The sequence below is a fragment of the Massilia sp. 01N417 genome (assembly GCF_056399645.1).
On record NZ_JBFTRS010000002.1, the window covers coordinates 217,570 to 236,229 of the forward strand.

Annotated in this window: 16 protein-coding genes; 8 read left to right on the top strand and 8 right to left on the bottom strand. The window is 66.9% G+C overall.

The window, feature by feature from the left end; genetic code table 11:
• Window positions 1-16: 16 nt before the first annotated feature.
• On the bottom strand, window positions 17-1,252 hold the full coding sequence (locus AC1DOQ_RS03080; protein ID WP_477360173.1) for a sensor histidine kinase: 1,236 nt from the start codon (window positions 1,250-1,252) through the stop codon (window positions 17-19).
• Window positions 1,242-2,603, bottom strand: coding sequence for a sigma-54-dependent transcriptional regulator (locus AC1DOQ_RS03085; RefSeq protein ID WP_477360175.1), 1,362 nt, complete (start codon window positions 2,601-2,603; stop codon window positions 1,242-1,244). The genes AC1DOQ_RS03080 and AC1DOQ_RS03085 overlap by 11 nt, the downstream gene beginning before the upstream one ends.
• Window positions 2,604-2,810: 207 nt before the next feature.
• Here AC1DOQ_RS03085 and AC1DOQ_RS03090 point away from each other — a divergent pair, with 207 nt between their 5' ends.
• Genes AC1DOQ_RS03090 through AC1DOQ_RS03105 form a run of 4 tightly spaced genes read left to right on the top strand, consistent with a single transcriptional unit; the run spans window position 2,811 to window position 9,656 of the window.
• The gene (locus tag AC1DOQ_RS03090) at window positions 2,811-4,094 is read left to right on the top strand and encodes an efflux RND transporter periplasmic adaptor subunit (RefSeq protein WP_477360177.1); all 1,284 of its coding nucleotides are present in this window, start codon (window positions 2,811-2,813) and stop codon (window positions 4,092-4,094) included.
• Window positions 4,095-4,131: 37 nt separating this feature from the next.
• On the top strand, window positions 4,132-4,812 hold the full coding sequence (locus tag AC1DOQ_RS03095) for an ABC transporter ATP-binding protein (protein ID WP_442123861.1): 681 nt from the start codon (window positions 4,132-4,134) through the stop codon (window positions 4,810-4,812).
• A gap of 10 nt (window positions 4,813-4,822) precedes the next feature.
• Window positions 4,823-7,234 carry an ABC transporter permease gene (locus AC1DOQ_RS03100; protein ID WP_477360179.1) on the top strand — a complete coding sequence of 804 codons (2,412 nt, stop codon included), beginning with the start codon at window positions 4,823-4,825 and terminating at the stop codon, window positions 7,232-7,234.
• A 13-nt stretch (window positions 7,235-7,247) separates the two neighbouring features.
• The gene (locus tag AC1DOQ_RS03105) at window positions 7,248-9,656 is read left to right on the top strand and encodes an ABC transporter permease (RefSeq protein ID WP_477360181.1); all 2,409 of its coding nucleotides are present in this window, start codon (window positions 7,248-7,250) and stop codon (window positions 9,654-9,656) included.
• 15 nt (window positions 9,657-9,671) lie between these two features.
• Here AC1DOQ_RS03105 and AC1DOQ_RS03110 read toward each other — a convergent pair whose 3' ends face one another.
• Together AC1DOQ_RS03110 and AC1DOQ_RS03115 are read right to left on the bottom strand one after the other, a co-directional pair.
• The gene (locus AC1DOQ_RS03110; protein WP_477360183.1) at window positions 9,672-10,136 is read right to left on the bottom strand and encodes an FKBP-type peptidyl-prolyl cis-trans isomerase; all 465 of its coding nucleotides are present in this window, start codon (window positions 10,134-10,136) and stop codon (window positions 9,672-9,674) included.
• Between the two features lie 110 nt (window positions 10,137-10,246).
• Window positions 10,247-12,124, bottom strand: coding sequence for a potassium transporter Kup (locus AC1DOQ_RS03115; protein ID WP_477360185.1), 1,878 nt, complete (start codon window positions 12,122-12,124; stop codon window positions 10,247-10,249).
• Window positions 12,125-12,301: 177 nt separating this feature from the next.
• Here AC1DOQ_RS03115 and rarD point away from each other — a divergent pair, with 177 nt between their 5' ends.
• The 3 genes from rarD (at window position 12,302) to AC1DOQ_RS03130 (ending at window position 15,776) form a co-directional block, all read left to right on the top strand.
• Window positions 12,302-13,183 carry an EamA family transporter RarD gene (rarD, locus tag AC1DOQ_RS03120; protein WP_477360187.1) on the top strand — a complete coding sequence of 294 codons (882 nt, stop codon included), beginning with the start codon at window positions 12,302-12,304 and terminating at the stop codon, window positions 13,181-13,183.
• 166 nt (window positions 13,184-13,349) lie between these two features.
• On the top strand, window positions 13,350-15,017 hold the full coding sequence (gene ettA, locus AC1DOQ_RS03125; protein WP_477360189.1) for an energy-dependent translational throttle protein EttA: 1,668 nt from the start codon (window positions 13,350-13,352) through the stop codon (window positions 15,015-15,017).
• 219 nt (window positions 15,018-15,236) lie between these two features.
• Window positions 15,237-15,776 (top strand): REP-associated tyrosine transposase, encoded by a 540-nt coding sequence (locus tag AC1DOQ_RS03130; RefSeq protein ID WP_477360191.1) that lies wholly within the window; start codon window positions 15,237-15,239, stop codon window positions 15,774-15,776.
• Between the two features lie 97 nt (window positions 15,777-15,873).
• Here AC1DOQ_RS03130 and AC1DOQ_RS03135 read toward each other — a convergent pair whose 3' ends face one another.
• On the bottom strand, window positions 15,874-16,395 hold the full coding sequence (locus tag AC1DOQ_RS03135; RefSeq protein ID WP_442123869.1) for a porin family protein: 522 nt from the start codon (window positions 16,393-16,395) through the stop codon (window positions 15,874-15,876).
• Window positions 16,396-16,575: 180 nt separating this feature from the next.
• Window positions 16,576-17,172 carry an alpha-ketoglutarate-dependent dioxygenase AlkB family protein gene (locus tag AC1DOQ_RS03140; RefSeq protein WP_477360193.1) on the bottom strand — a complete coding sequence of 199 codons (597 nt, stop codon included), beginning with the start codon at window positions 17,170-17,172 and terminating at the stop codon, window positions 16,576-16,578.
• Window positions 17,173-17,233: 61 nt separating this feature from the next.
• Here AC1DOQ_RS03140 and AC1DOQ_RS03145 point away from each other — a divergent pair, with 61 nt between their 5' ends.
• On the top strand, window positions 17,234-17,821 hold the full coding sequence (locus tag AC1DOQ_RS03145) for a putative pterin-binding protein (protein ID WP_477360195.1): 588 nt from the start codon (window positions 17,234-17,236) through the stop codon (window positions 17,819-17,821).
• A gap of 6 nt (window positions 17,822-17,827) precedes the next feature.
• Here the strand turns inward: AC1DOQ_RS03145 and AC1DOQ_RS03150 are convergent, their stop codons facing one another.
• Both AC1DOQ_RS03150 and AC1DOQ_RS03155 read right to left on the bottom strand, forming a co-directional pair.
• Window positions 17,828-18,190 carry a hypothetical protein gene (locus AC1DOQ_RS03150; RefSeq protein ID WP_477360197.1) on the bottom strand — a complete coding sequence of 121 codons (363 nt, stop codon included), beginning with the start codon at window positions 18,188-18,190 and terminating at the stop codon, window positions 17,828-17,830.
• A gap of 79 nt (window positions 18,191-18,269) precedes the next feature.
• Window positions 18,270-18,647, bottom strand: coding sequence for an MAPEG family protein (locus AC1DOQ_RS03155; RefSeq protein ID WP_477360199.1), 378 nt, complete (start codon window positions 18,645-18,647; stop codon window positions 18,270-18,272).
• Window positions 18,648-18,660: the final 13 nt, after the last annotated feature.

Consider the following 18,660-nt stretch of genomic DNA (forward strand, 5'->3'; position numbering starts at 1 on the left):
GAGAGAGGCGGCCCGATCAGAAGGTGATCACGAAGCGCGCCCCGCGCCCCACCGAACGGGCATGGCGCACGGTGCCGCCGTTCTCGTGCACCAGGTGGCGCACCATCGCCAGGCCGATCCCGCCGCCCTGTTTCTTGGTCGTAAAGAAGGGGGTGAAGATGTGCGCGGCCAGGCCGTCCGGCACGCCAGGACCGTCGTCGCTGACTTCGATGCGCAGGCGCGCGCCGCGCACCAGCCGCGCCGTGACCCAGGCATTGCCGGGCTCGTCCTGGCCGCCGGTGGCCTCGAAGGCGTTCTTCAGCAGGTTGATCAGGGCCTGCTCGAGCTGGCCGGGGTCGGCCATCAGTTCCAGCGACGCCGGTTCGACCGAGAACCGGACCTCGCCGCCGCGCGCGCGCCAGCCCGGCCCCACCAGCACGGCGACGCGTTCGAACAACGCATCCAGCCGCACCCGCTCGGGCCGCGCGGCCGGCACGTTCGACAGGCTGCGGTAGCTGGCCACGAAGTCGACCAGGCTGTCGGCGCGGCGCCGGATCGCGTCCAGCGCGGTGCTCAGGTCCAGGCCCACGTCTTCCGGCAGCGCGCCGCGGAATTCGCCCAGCAGGCCGTAGGCCGTGTGCGACAGCGAGGCCACCGGGGTCAGCGAATTCATGATCTCGTGGGTCAGCACGTGCACCAGCTGGCGCCAGGCGTGCAAGGCTTCGGCTTCGAGTTCGCTCTCGACCGGCATCAGGGCCGCCAGGCGCTGCGCCCTGCCCTGCAGCGTGATCGAGGATACCGCCAGCAGCGCACGCTCGGTCCCGCGTTCGCTGTCGAAGTCGATCAGCGCGCGGCGCTCGCCCGGCTGCGCCGCCAGCTGGCGATACAGGTCGGCCGGATCGCTGGCGCGGCCCGGCGCCACCAGCTTGCGCGCATTGCCGTTCAGCGGCGCCACCTGGCCGTCGCCGCCGGCGCCGTCGATGCGGAACAGCGCCACCGGGGTGTGTTCGAGACGGGCTTCCAGCACCAGCGCATTGTCGACCAGGGCCTGCTGCTCGATCGGCAGGCCGGGCGCGGGCTGGTGCGGAGTGCGCTGCAGCGCGGCCAGGCCTTCCATGCAGCGCCACAGCTGCAGCAGCAGCGGCAGCGCGGCCAGCGCGCACAGCACCGCCAGCCGCGGCGACTCGTGGATGGCGCCGGCGCCGAAGGCCAGCAGGGCGATGCCGGCGGCGGACAGCAGCGCGCCGGCCTTCAGCCGGCCGTCAGATGCCATGCTTGCCCAGCTTGCGGTACAGCGCGGCGCGGCTCAGGCCCAGCATGCGGGCCGCCAGGCTGATATTGCCCTTGGCCTTGTCGAGGGCGGCGGCGATGGTCTCGCGTTCCAGCGCGCCGAGGCGGAATGCGCCTTCGTCGTCGTCGCCCGCTGCTGCTGCTGCGGCGGCCACGCGTGGCGGCTCCGCCGGCGCCGGCATCGCCAGGCCGAAATCCTCGTAGCGGTACTCGTCCTGGGCCGCCAGGATCACGGCGCGCTCGCAGGCATGGCGCAGGGCGCGCACATTGCCCGGCCAGTGCCATCCGCACAGGCGCTCCAGGGCGCTGGGCGCCAGCTCGCGCACCGGGCGCCGGTACTGGTTCTCGTACAGCGACAGGTAGTGGTGCAGCAGGCCGGGCACGTCGTCGCGCCGTTCGCGCAGCGGCGGCACCCGGATCACGATGGTGTTCAGGCGGAACAGCAGGTCGGGGCGGAAGCTGCCCGGATCGAACAGGCGGCGTTCGTCCAGGTTCGTGGCGCTGACGATGCGCACGTCGATCGCCTCCGGACGGTCGGCGCCGATCGGCGTGACTTCGCGCCGCTCCAGCGCCGTCAGCAGCTTGGCCTGGGCCGCCAATGGCATGTTGCCGATCTCGTCGAGGAACAGGGTGCCGCCGCGCGCCGCCTGGAAGCGCCCGGCGCGGTCGCTGCGGGCATCGGTGAAGGCGCCCTTGCGGTGGCCGAACAGTTCGCTCTCGAAGGTCGATTCCGGCAGCGCGCCCATGTCGACCGCCAGGAAAGTGGCGTCGGCACGGCTTGATGCCGCATGGATCGCGCGCGCCACCAGTTCCTTGCCGGCGCCGTTCTCGCCCAGCACCATCACATTGGCTTCGGTGGGAGCGACGCTGGCGATCATCGCCTTCACGCCGCGCATCGCGCCCGAATCACCCATCAGGCCACTGGTGGCGGCGCCGCCGGCGGCCGCGGCGCGGCGCGCCAGCGCACTGTCGACGGCGGCGGCCAGGCGCGCATTGTCCCAGGGCTTGGTGATGAAATCGCCGGCCCCGCGTTTCAGCGCCTCGACCGCCAGCGGCACGTCGGCATAGGCGGTCATGGCGATCACGGCGGGCGGATGCGCCAGCCCGCGCAGGCGGTCGAGCACCGCCAGGCCCTCGGCGCCGTCGATGCGGCCGGGAGTGAAGTTCAGGTCGAGCAGCACGACGTCGGGCACCCCGCTGTCCAGCAGGCCGGCCAGGCGGGCGGGATCGTCGAGCGTCGCCACCCGGCCGTGCCGGCGGCGCAGCAGCATCTGGGCGGCGCAGGCGACGTCGATGTCGTCGTCGAGGATCAGGATGTGGGCGGTATCGGCCATTGTCTTGCCATTCTAGCAGCGCCACACTCGACAGGCGACCAGTCGCGGCCACCTGTCCGCAAGCGCACATGCATAGCTGTCCGGATCCGGACAGCCAGGCGCCGGACAAGCGGACTAGCGGCCGAAAACAGGCCAAAACAGGCCGAAGCAGGCCTGGCACGGCGCTTGCAAAAGGAATCACATCATCGTTCACAGAAGCGCATCGTCATGGATCACATTCCTCCTCCCGCCGTCACCGGCGCCGCCATGGACACCGTCGTTCCCAAACGGCGCGGCCGCCTGCTGGCACGCATCGGCATCGCCGTCGCCGTGACGGCAGTGCTGGCCTGGGGCGGCTGGCAGTTCGTGCCGCACGGCCTGCAGGTGGCCACGCGCGACGTGCGACTGGCCCGGGTCGAACAGGGCGTGTTCCGCGACGACATCGTGGTACGCGCCACCGCCGAGCCGCTCAATTCCATCATCCTCGACTCGGTGGAAAGCGGCCGCGTGGAAGAGGTGTTCGCCAGGGACGGCCAGCCGGTCAAGAAGGGCGATTTGCTGTTCCGCCTGTCGAACCCGCAGCGCAACCTGGAACTGCTGGCGCGCCAGACCGAGTACTCGCAGCAGATCTTCAACGCGGCCAACCTGCGGGTGGCCCAGGAAGCGGTGCGCACCGACCACCAGCGCCGCCTGTCCGATCTCGAATACGCGCTGAGCCAGGCCGACAAGCAGCATGCGCGCAACCGGCGGCTGGCGGCCCAGGGCTTCATTTCCGCGGTGGCGCTGGAAGAGTCGGCCGACAAGCTGGCGCAGCAGAAGCGGGCGCTGGACGAAGAGAAGCGCGCCGTCGCCACCGAGGAACAGGTGCGCGGCCGCGCGCTGAGCCAGATGGACACCGCCCTGCACGGCCTGCAGTCCGGCCTGCAGCTGGTCAGCGCCACCGTCGAGGCACTCGCGGTGCGCGCCCCGGCCGACGGCGTGCTGACCGACTTCCGCATGCTGGTCGGCCAGACCGTGCGCCCGGACCAGCATATCGGCCGCATCGACGATCCGCAGCACTTCAAGCTGAGCGCCCAGGTCGACGAGTTCTATCTCAGCCGCCTGACGGTGGGCCGGATCGGCAGCGTGACCCAGGACGGCAAGACCTATGGTTTGCGCGTCGCCACCGTCTACCCGCAGATCAAGGAGGGCCGCTTCACCGCCGAGATGGTGTTCACCGACGGCCAGCCCGAAGTGATCAGTCCGGGCCAGAGCATGGACACCCAGCTGACCCTGGGCGAGCCGGCCAAGGCCATGCTGCTGCCGAACGGCGCATTCGTGAACGACACCGGCGGTACCTGGGTGTTCGTGCTGGGCCGCGACGGCGAAAGCGTCGAGAAGCGCAGCGTGAAACTCGGGCGCCGCAACAACGCCCAGGTCGAGGTGCTGTCCGGCCTGGCCCCGGGCGAGCAGGTCATCATTTCCAGCTACACGCCGTTCGGCAAGGCCGAGCGGCTGCAATTGACGAAGTAAACTCCAATCCAACACTGAACAGAACAGGGGAACCAGGATGCTCAAACTCTCAGGCGTCAGCAAGATCCACCACGCGGGCGAAGTCCAGACCACCGCCCTCGACCGCATCGACCTCGACATCGCGGCCGGCGAATACGTGGCCATCACCGGACCGTCCGGCTGCGGCAAGTCGACCCTGCTCAGCGTGCTCGGCCTGCTGGACGTGCCGTCCTCCGGCGAGTACTGGTTCGAAGGCCAGAACGTGGCCGGCTGGAGCGAGGCGCGCCTGAATGCGCTGCGGCGCGGGAAGGTCGGCTTCATCTTCCAGAGCTTCAACCTGATCGAGGAATTGTCGGTGTACGAGAACGTCGAGCTGGCGCTCGAATACACCGGCACCCCGGCGGCCGAGCGCAAGCGCCGCGTGCAGGAGATGCTGCAGCGCCTGGGCGTGGCGCACCGCGCCGGCCACCGTCCCTCGCAGCTGTCGGGCGGCCAGCAGCAGCGCGTGGCGATCGCGCGCGCACTGGTGGCCGGTCCCGCCATGCTGCTGGCCGACGAACCGACCGGTAACCTCGACACCGCGCACGGCGACGAAGTCATGCGCCTGCTGCGCCAGATTAACGCCGAAGGCACCACGGTGGTGATGGTGACCCACTCGCCGGCGCACGCGGCCCAGGCCTCGCGCACCCTGCACCTGCTGGACGGCCGCGTGGTCGTCGACGCCCTGCAGGCGGCGTAAGGAGCGGAACATGAAGATCAATCTGCGGGACTTCCGCATCGGCTGGCGCCTGCTGGTCAAGGAGCCGGCCTTCTCGGCGGTCGTGATCCTGGGCCTGGCGGTGGGCTTCTGCGCCTGCTTCCTGCTGCTCGGCTACGTGAATCACTCGCTGTCCTACGACCGCCACGTGCCGGAGCGCGCGCAGATCTACCGTCTGATGTCGCGCTGGAACATCAGCGCCGTCGGGGAAGGCTGGAGCAACGCCGTCAGCCTGCCGGCGCGCGACGCCGCCGTCGCCAGCGGCCTGCCGCTGCAGGCCAGCGCCTTCCTGCAGCGCGACATCAACGTCAGGATCGGCAACCACGTGCAGACCATCACGATGGCCGCGGTCGACCCCGACTTCCGCACCATCTTCCAGCCGCGGGTCCTGGCCGGCGACCTTGGCGCCGCGCTGGCGCGTCCGGACACGCTGGCCGTGAGCCGCGAAACCGCGATCAAGCTGTCCGGCACGCCCGACGCGGTCGGCAAGAGCGTGCAGGTGGGCGGCCGTCCCTACCAGATCCTGGCGGTGCTGGAAGACCAGCCGGCCGCAAGCACGCTGCCCTACGATGCCCTGGCCAGCACCAGTACCACGATCTGGACCGAGGAATACCGGCAGCTGGTGACCATGAACTGGGGTTCCTCGCACGGCCCGACCTATGTCAAGCTGGCGCCGGGCGCCGATCCGCAAGCGGTGACGGAGGCGGTGCGCCGCGCCATGCTGGCATCGAACTTCTTCAAGCAGATGACGCCGGAACAAGTGGCCGCGCTGAACGGCCACGACCTGATCGAGTTCCGCCTGGGTCCCCTGCCCGGCGCCTACCTCGACCCCGACGTCAACGAGCGCTCCGACATCCACGGCGACCGCAAGACCATCTTCGGCCTGGCCGCGGTGGCGTTGCTGATCCTGGCGCTGGCCGCCACCAACTACGTCAACCTGGCCACCGTGCGCACCCTGCGCCGCCAGCGCGAGATCGCGGTGCGCAAGGTGCTGGGCGCCGGCGCCGGCGCGGTCAGCCGCCAGTTCCTGGCCGAATCGGTGCTGGTGTGCCTGATCGCCACCGCCATCGGCCTGCTGCTGGCCTGGCTGCTGCTGCCGGTGTTTGCCGACCTCGTGCAGCGCAAGCTGGACCACATGTTCACCCCGGTCTCGCTGGGCCTGTCGCTGCTGCTGGGCGTGCTGCTGGGCGTGCTGGCCGGCGCCTACCCGACCTGGTCGGCGCTGAAGGTACGTCCGACCTCGGCCCTGTCGGGGCGCGGCAACGTCGAAACCGCCGGCGGACTGTGGCTGCGCCGGGTGCTGACCGTGCTGCAGTTCGCCACCGCGATGGGCCTGACCGGCATGACCCTGGCCGTGGCCTGGCAGACCCGCTACGCCAGCAGCCTCGACCCGGGCTTCGATCCCGCGCCGCTGCTGATCGTGGAAGCCCCCGACGACATGCGCAAGCCGAACGTGCACGCCTTCCGCGACGCGCTGGCGCGCCTGCCCGGCGTGAGCGGCGTGGCCGAAAGCGGCACGCGGGTCACGGTCAACATGAACGGCACCTCGCTGCAGCGCGAGGGCGGCGCCCCGACCCAGCTCAACTGGCTCAACGTCAGTCCGGAGTTCTTCGGCGTGTATGGCTTGGCCCCGGTGGCAGGCCGCCTGTACGACGCGGCGCGCGACACCGTCAACGACCGCGACAAGGTAGTGATCAATGAGGAAGCTGCGCACAAGCTGGGCTTTGCCAGCGCCCGGGATGCGGTCGGCAAGATCATCCGCGAACCCGACGGCCAGCGCGCCAGGCAGGTGATCGGCGTGGCCCCCGACATCCGCCACCGCTCGGCGCACGAGCCGATGCAGGGCTACGTCTATTACGTGTCGCCGCGCACCAGCACCTTCACCATCCGCAGCGACCGCGACCTGGAGACGGTTCGTCACGCAATCGAGGACATGTGGCCGCGCTGGTTTCCGAACGACGTGCTGAACGTGGAGCGCATGGACGGCATCTACGCCGGCACCTATGCCGACGACCTGCGCCTGGCCAAGCTGCTGGCGGCATCGAGCGTGATCGCGACCGCGATCGCCGCCTTCGGCATCTACGTGCTGGCGGCCTACAGCGTGCAGCGGCGCGCCCGCGAGATCGTGCTGCGCAAGCTGTACGGCGCCGGCACCACCGCGGTGGGCGGCCTGGTGATGCGCGAATTCCTGGTGCTGATCGGCGCCGGCGCCCTGCTCGGCCTGCCGCCGGCCTGGCTGGCGATGCAGCACTACCTGGCCGCCTTCACCGAGCGCGCGCCGATCGGCGCCTGGACCATCGTCGGCGCCCTGCTGGTGGCCGGCGCGGTGGCGCTGGGCTCGACCTTGCGGCATACGCTGGCGGCGGTGCGGATCCGGCCGGCGCTGGCGCTGCGCGAAGGGTGAGGGCGGCATACACATGAAAATGAACCTGCGCGATTTCCGCGTCGGCTGGCGGCAGCTGCTCAAGGAGCCGGCGTATTCGGCGGTGGTGATCTTCGGCCTCGCGGTCGGCATCGCCGTGTGCTACCTGCTGCTCGGCTTCGTGCGCCATTCGTTCTCCTACGATGAGAACGTGCCCGAGCGCGAGCGCGTGATGCGGCTGATGCAGCGCTGGAACGTGGCGGCCGTCGGCAACGACTGGTCCGATTCCATCAGCCTGCCGGCGCGCGAAGCGGCGCTGGCAAGCGGCCAGCCGCTGCTGGCCAGCGCCGTCATCGACTACAACCTCGATGTGCGCGCCGGCGATGTCGTCGGCACGGTCATGGTGGCCCTGGTCGATCCCGACTTCCCGAAGATTTTCGCGCCCCGGGTGCTGGCCGGCGACCTGCACGCCGCCCTCACCCGGCCGGACGCACTGGCGCTGACCAGGGAGGCCGCCATCAAACTGTTCGGACGCGCCGACGTGGTCGGCAAGACCGTGCAGAACGACCGCCGGACCTATGTCGTGGCGGCGGTGCTGGCCGACCAGCCGGCCGCCACCACCCTGCCCTACGAGGGACTGGCCGGAACCGGCGGCACGATCTGGCCGTCCCTGAAGAATTTCAGGAACGCCTGGGGCGGCGTGGCCGGGCGCGCCTACCTGAAGCTGTTGCCGGGCGCCGATCCGCAGGCCGTGCTCGACGCCGTGCGGCGCGGCCTGAACCAGTCGCCGCTGGTCAGGCGCGACTACGCCGACCAGGTCGCGGCGCTCGGCGGGCGCGACCTGATCGAGTACAAGCTCGGGCCGATCGCCGACGCCTATCTCGATCCCGACCTGAAGGAGAACTCGCAGATCCACGGCGATCGCCGGGCGATGTTCGGACTGGCCGCGGTGGCGCTGCTGATCCTGCTGCTGGCGGCGGTCAACTACGTCAACCTGGCGACCATCCGCACCCTGGCGCGGCAGCGCGAAATCGCGATGCGCAAGGTGCTGGGCGCCTCGGCGCAGGCGGTGGCGCGCCAGTTCCTGGCCGAATCCGTGCTGGTATGCCTGATCGCCACCATGCTCGGCCTGCTGCTGGCCTGGCTGGTGCTGCCGCTGTTTTCCGACCTCGTGCAGCGCCGGTTCGACACGATGTTCCACCCCGGCGCGGTGGCGGCGGCGCTGCTGTTCGGGATGCTGCTGGGCGTGGCGGCCGGCGCCTGGCCGACCTGGTCTGCGCTGCGGGTGCGCGCCAGCGCCGCGCTGGCCGGCCGCAGCGGCAGCGAGACCGTGCGCGGCCTGTGGCTGCGGCGCTCCCTCACCGCGCTGCAGTTCGCCGCCGCCATGGGCCTGACCGGCACCACCCTCGCGGTGGCGTGGCAGACGCATTACGCCAGCACCCTCAGCCCCGGCTTCGATCCGCGCCCGCTGCTGACGCTACCCGCCGGGAACGACATGCGCGACCCACGCATGCGCGCCTTCCGCGACGAAGTGCTGCGCCTGCCCGGCGTGGCAGGGGTGGCGGAAGCGAACCTCCCGGTCACTTCCAGCAACAACATCACTTCGCTGCGCCGCGAGGGAGGCCAGGCGATCGACCTCAACCTCTACGCGGTCAGCCCGGAATTCTTCGATGTGTATGGCCTGAAGCCGCTGGCGGGACGGCTGTACAGCCCTGCGCTGGACCGGATCAACGAAACGGACAGGGTGGTGATCAACGCCTCGGCGGCGCGCAAGTTCGGCTTCGCCAGCCCCCAGGAGGCGGTCGGCAAGATACTGGGAGGAAGCGACAAGGACGACCAACAGATGCAGATCGTGGGCGTGGCGCCGGACATCCGGCACCGTTCGGCGCGCGAAGGCGAGCAGCCGAGCGTGTTCTACCTGCGCGACCGGGTGCGGATCCTGACCATCCGCTGCAGCGGCGATCCGGTGGCGGTGCAGCACGCGGTCCAGCACCTCTGGCCGCGCCACTTCCCGAACGAGCCGGTCGACGTCGTGCACATGGACCGCTTCATCGTCGACCAGTTCTATGCCGACGACCTGCGCCTGGCCAAGCTGCTGGCCGCATCGAGCGTGATCGCGACCGCGATCGCCGCCTTCGGCATCTATGTGCTGGCGGCCTACAGCGTGCAGCGGCGCGAACGCGAGATCGTGCTGCGCAAGCTGTACGGGGCAAATGGTGCGGAGGTCGGCGGCCTGGTGCTGCGCGAGTTCGCGCTGCTGGTCGGCGCCGGCGCCCTGGTGGGATTGCCGCCGGCCTGGATCGCCCTGCAGCGCTACCTGGCCGGCTTCACGGAACGGGCGCCGATCGGCGCCTGGACCATCCTCGCGGCGCTGCTGCTGGCCTTGTTGGTGACGCTGGGCTCGACCCTGCGCCACACGCTGGCCGCGGTGCGGATCCGGCCGGCGCGGGCGCTGCGCGAGTGAGACGGGGATGTGGCGTCAGCAGCTGACGCCGCAGACCTTCACGAGTTCGAGGTCGAACACCAGGTCGGAGTTGGCCGGGATGGTCGGCGGTTTTCCATTGGCGCCGTAAGCGATGACGGCCGGGATCACGATGGTGCGCTTGCCGCCCACCTTCATGCCCTGCACGCCCTGGCTGAAGCCTTCGATCACGTTGGCGCCGACGATGAATTCGAAGGGCGCCTTGCCCGGGCCGACGCTGGTGTCGAACTGGGTGCCCTTGTTGCCGGTGGCGGTGGCGCTGTACAGCCAGCCCGTGTAATTGACCAGCACGTGGCTGCCCTTGGCCGCTTCGGCGCCGGTGCCGGCGGTCTCGGCGACGATCTTGATGGTGGCGGCCGGGTTGGTCGTGTTGCCGCTGCCGGAATCGCCACCGCCGCCGCCGCAGGCGGTCAGGCTCAACATGGCGGCGAAGGCGGCGGCCAGCGGGAAGGACAGTTTCATGGTGCTCCTTGCAGAATCGGTTGAAGTTTAACTAAAGAAACTTCGACCATACCAAGGAGTCGCCATGGCTGTCTATGCGAAATTTGTACGGCTTTGTCGTCGCGCCGTCCTCAGATTTCGACTTGCGTACCCAGCTCGATCACGCGGTTGGCCGGGATCTGGTAGTAGTCGGCCGCCGTGCGCGCGTTGCGCTGCATGAGCACGAACAGGTGCTCGCGCCACGGCATCATGCCCGATCCCGGCACCGAGATCACGGTCTGGCGCGCGATGAAGAAGGACGTCTCCATCATCTCGAATTCGAGGGCCTGGGCGGCGCACAGGCGCAGGATGTCCGGGATGTCGGCTTCGTCCTTGAAGCCGTAGCTGACGTTCAGCTGGAAGCAGTTGTGGCCCAGCGCGATCACCTCGACCTGTTCGGATTCCGGCACGTAGGGCTCTTCGCGGATGTGCACCGTCAGGAACACCACGCGCTCGTGCAGCACCTTGTTGTGCAGCAGGTTGTGCAGCAGTGCGTGCGGCACGCCGTCGGTTTCGCCGCGCAGGAAGATCGCGGTGCCGGCCACGCGCGTGGGCGGGCCGACGAACAGCGACTGCAGGAAGTCGTCGAGCGGGATCGCGTGCTTTTCCAGGTTTTCGAACACCAGCTCGCGGCCGCGCTTCCAGGTCAGCATGACGGTCAGCAGGACCACGCCGATCACCAGCGGGAACCAGCCGCCGTGCAGCAGCTTCAGGGTGCTGGCCGAGAACAGCATCACGTCCATGACCATGAACAAGCCGGTGGAGCCCAGGCAGACCCACAGCGGCAGGTGCCAGCGGTAGCGGACCACGAAGAAGGTCAGGAAGGTGGTGATGAACATGGTGGCCGTCACCGCGATGCCGTAGGCGCCGGCCAGTTTATCGGACGAGCCGAAGCCGACCACCGCGGCCAGCACTGCCGCCAGCTGCAGCCAGTTGACGGCCGGGATGTAGATCTGGCCGATCTCGCTTTCCGAGGTGTGCATCACGCGCATGCGCGGCAGCAGCCCAAGCGCGATGGCCTGCTTGGTCATCGAGAAGGTGCCGGAGATGGTGGCCTGCGAGGCGATCACGGTGGCCACGGTCGACAGCAGTACCAGCGGCAGCACACTCCAGCTGCCGAGCTGGCGGAAGAACGGGTTTTCGATCGCTTCCGGATGGGTGATCAGGAGGCCGCCCTGGCCGAGGTAGTTCAGGGCCAGCGCCGGGAACACGATCATGAACCAGGCGAAGCGGATCGGCTTCTTGCCGAAGTGGCCCATGTCGGCGTACAGGGCTTCGGCGCCGGTGAAGGCCAGCACCACCGCGCCCAGCGCGATGAAGGCGATCATCCGCTCGCGCAGCATGAATTCGAAGGCGTGCAGCGGGTTCAGCGCCTGCAGGATCATTGGTGCCGCCGCAATGTTGATGATGCCCATGATCGCCAGCGCGGCGAACCAGACGATCATGATCGGGCCGAAAAAGCGGCCGATACCGGCGGTGCCGTGGCGCTGCACGCTGTACAGGATCACCAGCACCACGATGGTCAGCGGCACCACCCATTGCTCGAGGCCCGGCGTGGCCACTTCCAGGCCCTCGATCGCGCTCAGCACGGAAATCGCCGGTGTGATCACGCTGTCGCCGTAGAACATGGTGGCGCCGAACACGCCGAGCAGCATCAGCGCGTAATGCAATCGCGACGTGCGTGTCACCGAGTTCAGGGCCAGCGCCATCAGGGCCATGATGCCGCCCTCGCCGCGGTTGTCGGCGCGCAGGATCAGGGTCACGTACTTGAGCGAGACGATCATCGTCAGGCCCCAGAAGATCAGGGACACGATGCCCAGCAGGTTCGGGGTCGTCAGGACCAGGCCGTGGGTAGGGTCGAAGATGGTCTTCAGCGTGTACAGCGGGCTGGTGCCGATGTCGCCATAGACGATGCCGACCGCGGACAGGGTCAGCGCCGCGAGGCTGCTTTTCTTGTGTTGCTCACTCAAGATTTCACCATTACTTGTTTTGGTGCGTTGCACAATAGAATAATGAACATGGAAAGACAAGCGAAATTGCGTCTTTCGAAGACGCTATTGTCTCAGCGAATAGGAAAATGGCAAGCCATCAGCAGGCTCCGACGAGTTCAAGGATAATGACTTCCCCGTAACCTGTCCGCACGATCCATGAGTACCGGCATCCTGTCCGCCGCCCTTGCCTTCCTTTGCTGGGGTCTGTTTCCCTTGTATTTCCACGCCATCGGCGACGTCCCGCCCGTGCAGATCCTGGCGCACCGCATGCTGTGGTCGCTGCTGTTCCTGGTCATCGTGCTGGCCGTGCGCCGGCAATGGGCCTGGCTCGACCTGGTGCGCAAGCCGCGCGTGTTCGGCAGCTTCGTCGCCTCGGCCCTGCTGCTGAGCGTGAACTGGCTGATCTATATCTGGGCGGTCAACAACGGCCACGTGATCGAAGCCAGCCTGGGCTATTTCATCAATCCCCTGGTCAATATCTCACTCGGCTACCTGCTGCTGAAGGAACGCCTGCGGCGCGCGCAGTGGATGGCGATCGGTGTCGCCGCGCTGGGCGTGGCCTGGCTGACCTGGCAGGCCGGCACCGTACCCTGGATCGCGCTGGCGCTGGCGCTGTCCTTCGGCGGCTACGGCCTGATGCGCAAGACGGCGGCGCTGGGCGCACTGGAAGGCCTGTCCTTCGAGACCATGGTCCTGTTCCCGCTGGCGGGCGCCTACGTCGTCTGGCTGACCATGCACGGCCAGAACGCCTTCATCAACACGGACTCGAACACCACCCGTGTGCTGCTGATGGCGGCCGGGCCGATCACCGCGATCCCGCTGCTGCTGTTCGCCTCGGGCGCGCGCCAGATCCCCTTGTCCGTGCTGGGCCTGCTGCAATACCTGTCGCCGACCCTGCAATTCCTGCTCGGCGTGTGGATCTTCCACGAAGCCTTCACGGCCGACCGCCTGGTCGGCTTCGCGCTGATCTGGCTGGCGCTGGCCCTGTTCGCAGCCGAAGGCCTGCTGCGCCGCCCGACCGCCACGGCAAAAGCCTGATTCGGGGTTAATTCGGGGTCAGAGCACTTTTTCGAGCAATTTCCTGAATTCGGGGTCAGAGCACATTTTCAGGCCGGCTTCCGAGTGACGCGCAGCCGAAAATGTGCTCTGACCCCGATTTTTTACAGTATCCTGTCGTCCTCTCAACGCATTACTCAATTACTACATGGCCAATTACGTCTACACCATGAACCGCGTGGGCAAGATCGTCCCACCGAAACGCCAGATTCTGAAGGACATCTCGCTGTCCTTCTTCCCGGGCGCGAAGATCGGCGTGCTGGGCCTGAACGGCTCCGGTAAATCGACGCTGCTGAAGATCATGGCCGGCATCGACACCGATATCCAGGGCGAAGCGCGCCCGATGCCGGGTCTGAACATCGGCTACCTGCCGCAGGAGCCGCAGCTGGATCCGGACAAGACCGTGCGCCAGGAAGTGGAAAGCGGCCTGGGCGAAGCCTTCGAAGCGCAGGCCAAGCTGGAAGCCGTGTACGCCGCCTATGCGGAAGAAGACGCCGATTTCGACGCCCTCGCCAAGGAGCAGGAGCGCCTGGAATCGATCATCGCCGCGGCCGACGGCGGCAACCTGAACCTGCAGATGGAAATGGCCGCCGACGCGCTGCGCCTGCCGCCGTGGGACCAGAAGATCGGCGTGCTGTCGGGCGGTGAAAAGCGCCGCGTGGCGCTGTGCAAGCTGCTGCTCTCGAAGCCGGACATGCTGCTGCTGGACGAGCCGACCAACCACCTGGACGCCGAATCGGTCGAGTGGCTGGAGCAGTTCCTGCTGCGCTTCCCGGGCACCGTGGTCGGCATCACCCACGACCGCTACTTCCTCGACAATGCCGCCGAGTGGATCCTGGAACTGGACCGCGGCCACGGCATCCCCTGGAAGGGCAATTACTCGTCCTGGCTGGAGCAGAAGGAAGCCCGCCTGAAGCAGGAAGAAGCGACCGAATCGGCACGCCAGAAGGCGCTGGCCAAGGAACTAGAGTGGGCACGCCAGAATCCGAAGGCACGCCAGGCCAAGTCGAAGGCCCGCCTGGCCCGCTTCAACGAGCTGAGCGAATACGAATACCAGAAGCGCAACGAGACCCAGGAGATCTTCATCCCGGTCGCGGAACGCCTGGGCAACGAAGTCATCGAGTTCAAGAACGTCTCGAAAGCCTTCGGCGACCGCCTGCTGATCGACAACCTGTCCTTCACCGTGCCGCCGGGCGCGATCGTCGGCATCATCGGCCCGAACGGCGCCGGTAAGTCGACCCTGTTCAAGATGATCGCCGGTAAAGAGCAGCCGGACAGCGGCGAAGTCGTGATCGGCCAGACCGCGAAGGTGTCGCTGGTCGACCAGAGCCGCGACGAGCTGGCGAACAACAAGACCGTGTTCGAAGACGTCACCGGCGGCGCCGACATGCTGAGCGTCGGCCGCTTCGAAATGCCGTCGCGCGCCTACCTCGGCCGCTTCAACTTCAAGGGCGCGGACCAGCAGAAGGTGGTCGGCAACCTGTCGGGCGGCGAACGCGGCCGTCTGCACCTGGCCAAGACCCTGCTGCAAGGCGGCAACGTCCTGCTGCTGGACGAACCGTCGAACGACCTCGACGTCGAAACCCTGCGCGCGCTCGAAGACGCGCTGCTGGAATTCGCCGGCAGCGTGATGGTGATCTCGCACGACCGCTGGTTCCTGGACCGTATCGCGACCCACATCCTGGCCTTCGAAGGCAACTCGCAAGTCACCTTCTTCGACGGTAACTATCAGGAATACGAAGCCGACAAGAAGAAGCGTCTGGGCGAAGAAGGCGCGAAGCCGAAGCGTATCCGCTACAAGCCGCTCAGCGCTTAAGCAAACTGCGTCGATTCAGTAGTATTTGCGCCACAAAAGCTCCCTGCGGGGGGCTTTTTTTTCGCCCATAAACCGGTGCGGACCCCGTTTCGCGCAATGCTGGCAGCTTGTTGTCAGAGTGCGCGCGCCGCAATTTTTCGCGCGGAAATGGATCGGCCCGATGCGCATCTCATGTGTAGAATCGGGCGTCGTTGAGGTCGGCTCACGCCACGATGATTCATGACACGTTACCGCGATAACCGCGTTCCCGGCATGACGTACTTTTTTACGGTGCGGCTGCTGGACCGGAATAGCACTTTGCTGACGGACCATTTCTCGGCGTTTGGCGAAGCCATGCGCCAGGCGCGGATCCGCAAGCCCTTCCACGTCGATGCCTGGGTAGTCTTGCCCGATCACGCCCACGCGATCTGGACCCTGCCTCCCGGCGACCACGATTGCGCCACCCGCTGGCGCGCGGTCAAGATCGCCTTTTCGAAGGCCCTGCACAAAACCGGACTGGCGCTGGCCGGCGCAACAGACGCCACGATCTGGGAACGCCACTACCGCGACTACCGCGTCGGCGACGACGACGAGTACGCGGCCCTGATCGACTACGTGCACAGCAATCCGATGCGGCACGGCTTCTGCCAGCAGGCCGCCGAGTGGCCGTGGTCTTCGCTGCACCGCTTCGTCGCCGCCGGCTTCGATGCGCCGCAATCTCCGCTGGCGCCGCCGCCCTGGATGCCGCCGCTGCATGCGCCGGCGCGGGTGCCGCTCTGAGCGGAACCTACCAATATAAAAAACGGGACCCGAAGGCCCCGTTCTTTACGTAGGGTGGGCACACCGTGCCCACGTGTACGGTTTGCGTCGTGCTGGCTTAGAAGTTGTAGTGCGCGCCAACGGTCCAGACGTTCGACTTGGCGCCGATATCCTTCTCCTTGCCATAACGCTCGTATTCGGCGGTCAGGGCAACTTGCTGGTTCAGCTTGTACTGCACGCCCAGGGCACCGTAGGCGCCGGTATCGTTGCTCGACAGGTTCAGGCCGGCGGTGTTCAGCTTGCGCTCGCTGTGTTCGACACCGACTTTGCCGTAGGCCGAGAACTGCTCGTTGATCGGCATCGTTGCCTTGGCGGCCACGTAGTAGCTGTCGCCCTTGGTGTTGCCGTTGGCGAAGGTGTTGGTACCGAAATCGGTGTAGCCGGCTTCAGCAGCCCAGGTGCGGTTGAATTCGTAGCCGCCGTAGATCTTGCCGTTGGCCTTGTAGTCGTCCAGCTGCTTGTTCTTAGCGGAGCTGACACCGACGCCGACATAGGCGTGCGGGTTGTCGGTGAAGTTCTGGGCTTGTGCTGCGGACATGGCGGCAGCGCCTGCGATCAGTGCAACGATGAGCTTTTTCATATTCGGCATCCTTTATCTGGTTCGTCTGATTCGCGATGTAAAGTGCATCGCGATGTAGCCAAGATAACAGTGCCAAATCCTCAAGTCAGTGCCCATTTCGTAAGAACTGTAATCAGATGTTACTAAATGACCCGTTATTCAGTAATAAAATGGGCGATATTGACAGCGGTTGTATATAAATTAGGCGATGTAACGAAAAGTGAGGTTGAGCCTGGGTCCTATTGGTTTTGCAGTCTTGTTGATGCCGTGCAGCCAGTGCTGCTGCAGGGAACCAGCCATCAGCAGCAGGTTGCCGTCCGCGAGATCGAATTTGACGGTGCGTTTGCTGTGCTTGTGGCGCAGGATGAAGGTCCGGGTGGCACCGTAGCTGAGCGAGGCGATGACGGGTTGCGGGCCCAGTTCCGGTTCGTCGTCGCTGTGCATGCCCATGCTGTCGTCGCCGTCGCGGTAATGGTTCAGCAGCACGCTGTTGTAGCGGTGGCCGGTGGCGGCTTCGACTGCGCCGCGCAATTGCTCGAGCAGCGGCGTCATCGGCAGTGCCTCGAGGCGCAGGCCGGAATAGGTATAGCTGGCCTCGCCATACCAGGCCGTCAGGCGCGGCTGCAGGTGGCGCTTGCCGTACACGACGATGGTTTCGTGGCGCCAGGCGGTCTCGCGCAACAGGCGCGCGAAGACCTCGGCATTCGGGATCGGCAGGGGCAGCCGGGACAGCAGCGCCAGCTCGCCATCCTCGATCGGAATCGGCTGCAGGCCGGTATCAGGAGAAAACAGGTCCATCGAGACAATACGACAATGTGAAAGCTATGATGGCGGGATCCCATCGACAGGACATTTTCGCATGAACAAACGCCAGTTCCTCGGCGCGGCGGCAGCGGCCGGCGCCTTCCCGCTCGCCGGCCGGGCCGCCGCCGCTTCCCTGCCGGCCCTGCCGGATGGACCGGCCCTGCTGACGGTCACCGGCGCGCTGGCCCACAGCAACCGCGGCCCCTTCGATCCGGTGCTCGACCAGATGATGCACAAGCACGGCGTCAGCTTCCGCAAGGCCTGGGTGTTCGACGAAGCCGCCCTGCGCGCGCTGCCGGCGCTCACGATCCGCCCGACCCTGGAATACGACGGCAAGACGCATGCGCTGCGCGGCCCGCTGCTGACGGACGTGCTGGCGCGCGCCGGCGCCAGGCTGGAGGACAAGACGGTACTGGTGCTGCGCGCGGTGGACGGCTACAACGTCGAGCTGCCGCTGGCACAGGCGCGCGCGCGGCGCTTCATCCTCGCCACGCATGTGGATGGGAAGCCGATGCCGCTGGGGGGACTGGGACCGCTATGGGCGGTGTATGACGCCGACCGGGTGCCGGAGATGGCCGCGCTGGCTCTGCCGCAGCGGTTTGCGGCTTGTCCTTGGGCTTTGTATCACATTGAGGTTCGTTAACGACGGTCAAGCATAAGCCTCGGCCAAGCTCATGACGCGCGGCGTGACGGTAATACCAAAGTTACCAAACAAGGTATCGAGCGCCGCCAGGTTGCCGCTGCATTCCTCGCTCTTCCAGCCCTTGAACAGGTCGGTGCCGTCTTTCTGGAAGTGCAGGTCGAGCACTTTGCCTTTGTCTTTGTGGATATAGCTCTGCTGGAAGGTATTTTGGAAGCCAAGTTCCTGCAGCGCGGCCAGCACGGCATTCGGCGGATTGTCGGGATCGGTGGCCAGGAAGACGCCGAAGGTCTTGCCCGGCGGTTTGGCGGCGACATCGACTTCGTAAATGCCCGGCGCTTTGGTAACGCTGGTACTCTTCAAAAACAGCATGCGATCCTCCATGGTCGTAGGTTGCCCAGCTTATTGCACTATGGGAACTTTGTCGACGGAGCGATGCTGAATTTTTGCTTTATTGCAACAGCAAACCGACCGCGCTGCCCGCGACCAGGGCGCCGCAGGCCACCATGCCGATGACGAAACCGGCTTCGCGCTTGCTCGGATCACGGTAATAGCCCAGTGCATACAGGACGCGTCCCAGGCACCACAGCAAGCCGCCGGCCGCCGCCCAGGTATCGCCGAGGTAAGTCGCGCACAGCCACAGCGGCGCCAGCACCAGCGGCAGCTGCTCGAGGGTATTGGCCTGCACCCGCTGCGCGCTCTGGAAGGGCAAGGGGCCGTCCATGCTCGGCGCCGCCACCTTGTATCTTGCCCTCGCCACGCCGGCCATCACGCCGGTCCAGAAATAGACGCCGAGCACGGCCAGTGTGGCCCACGCGGTCAGATGCATGTCACCTTCTCCA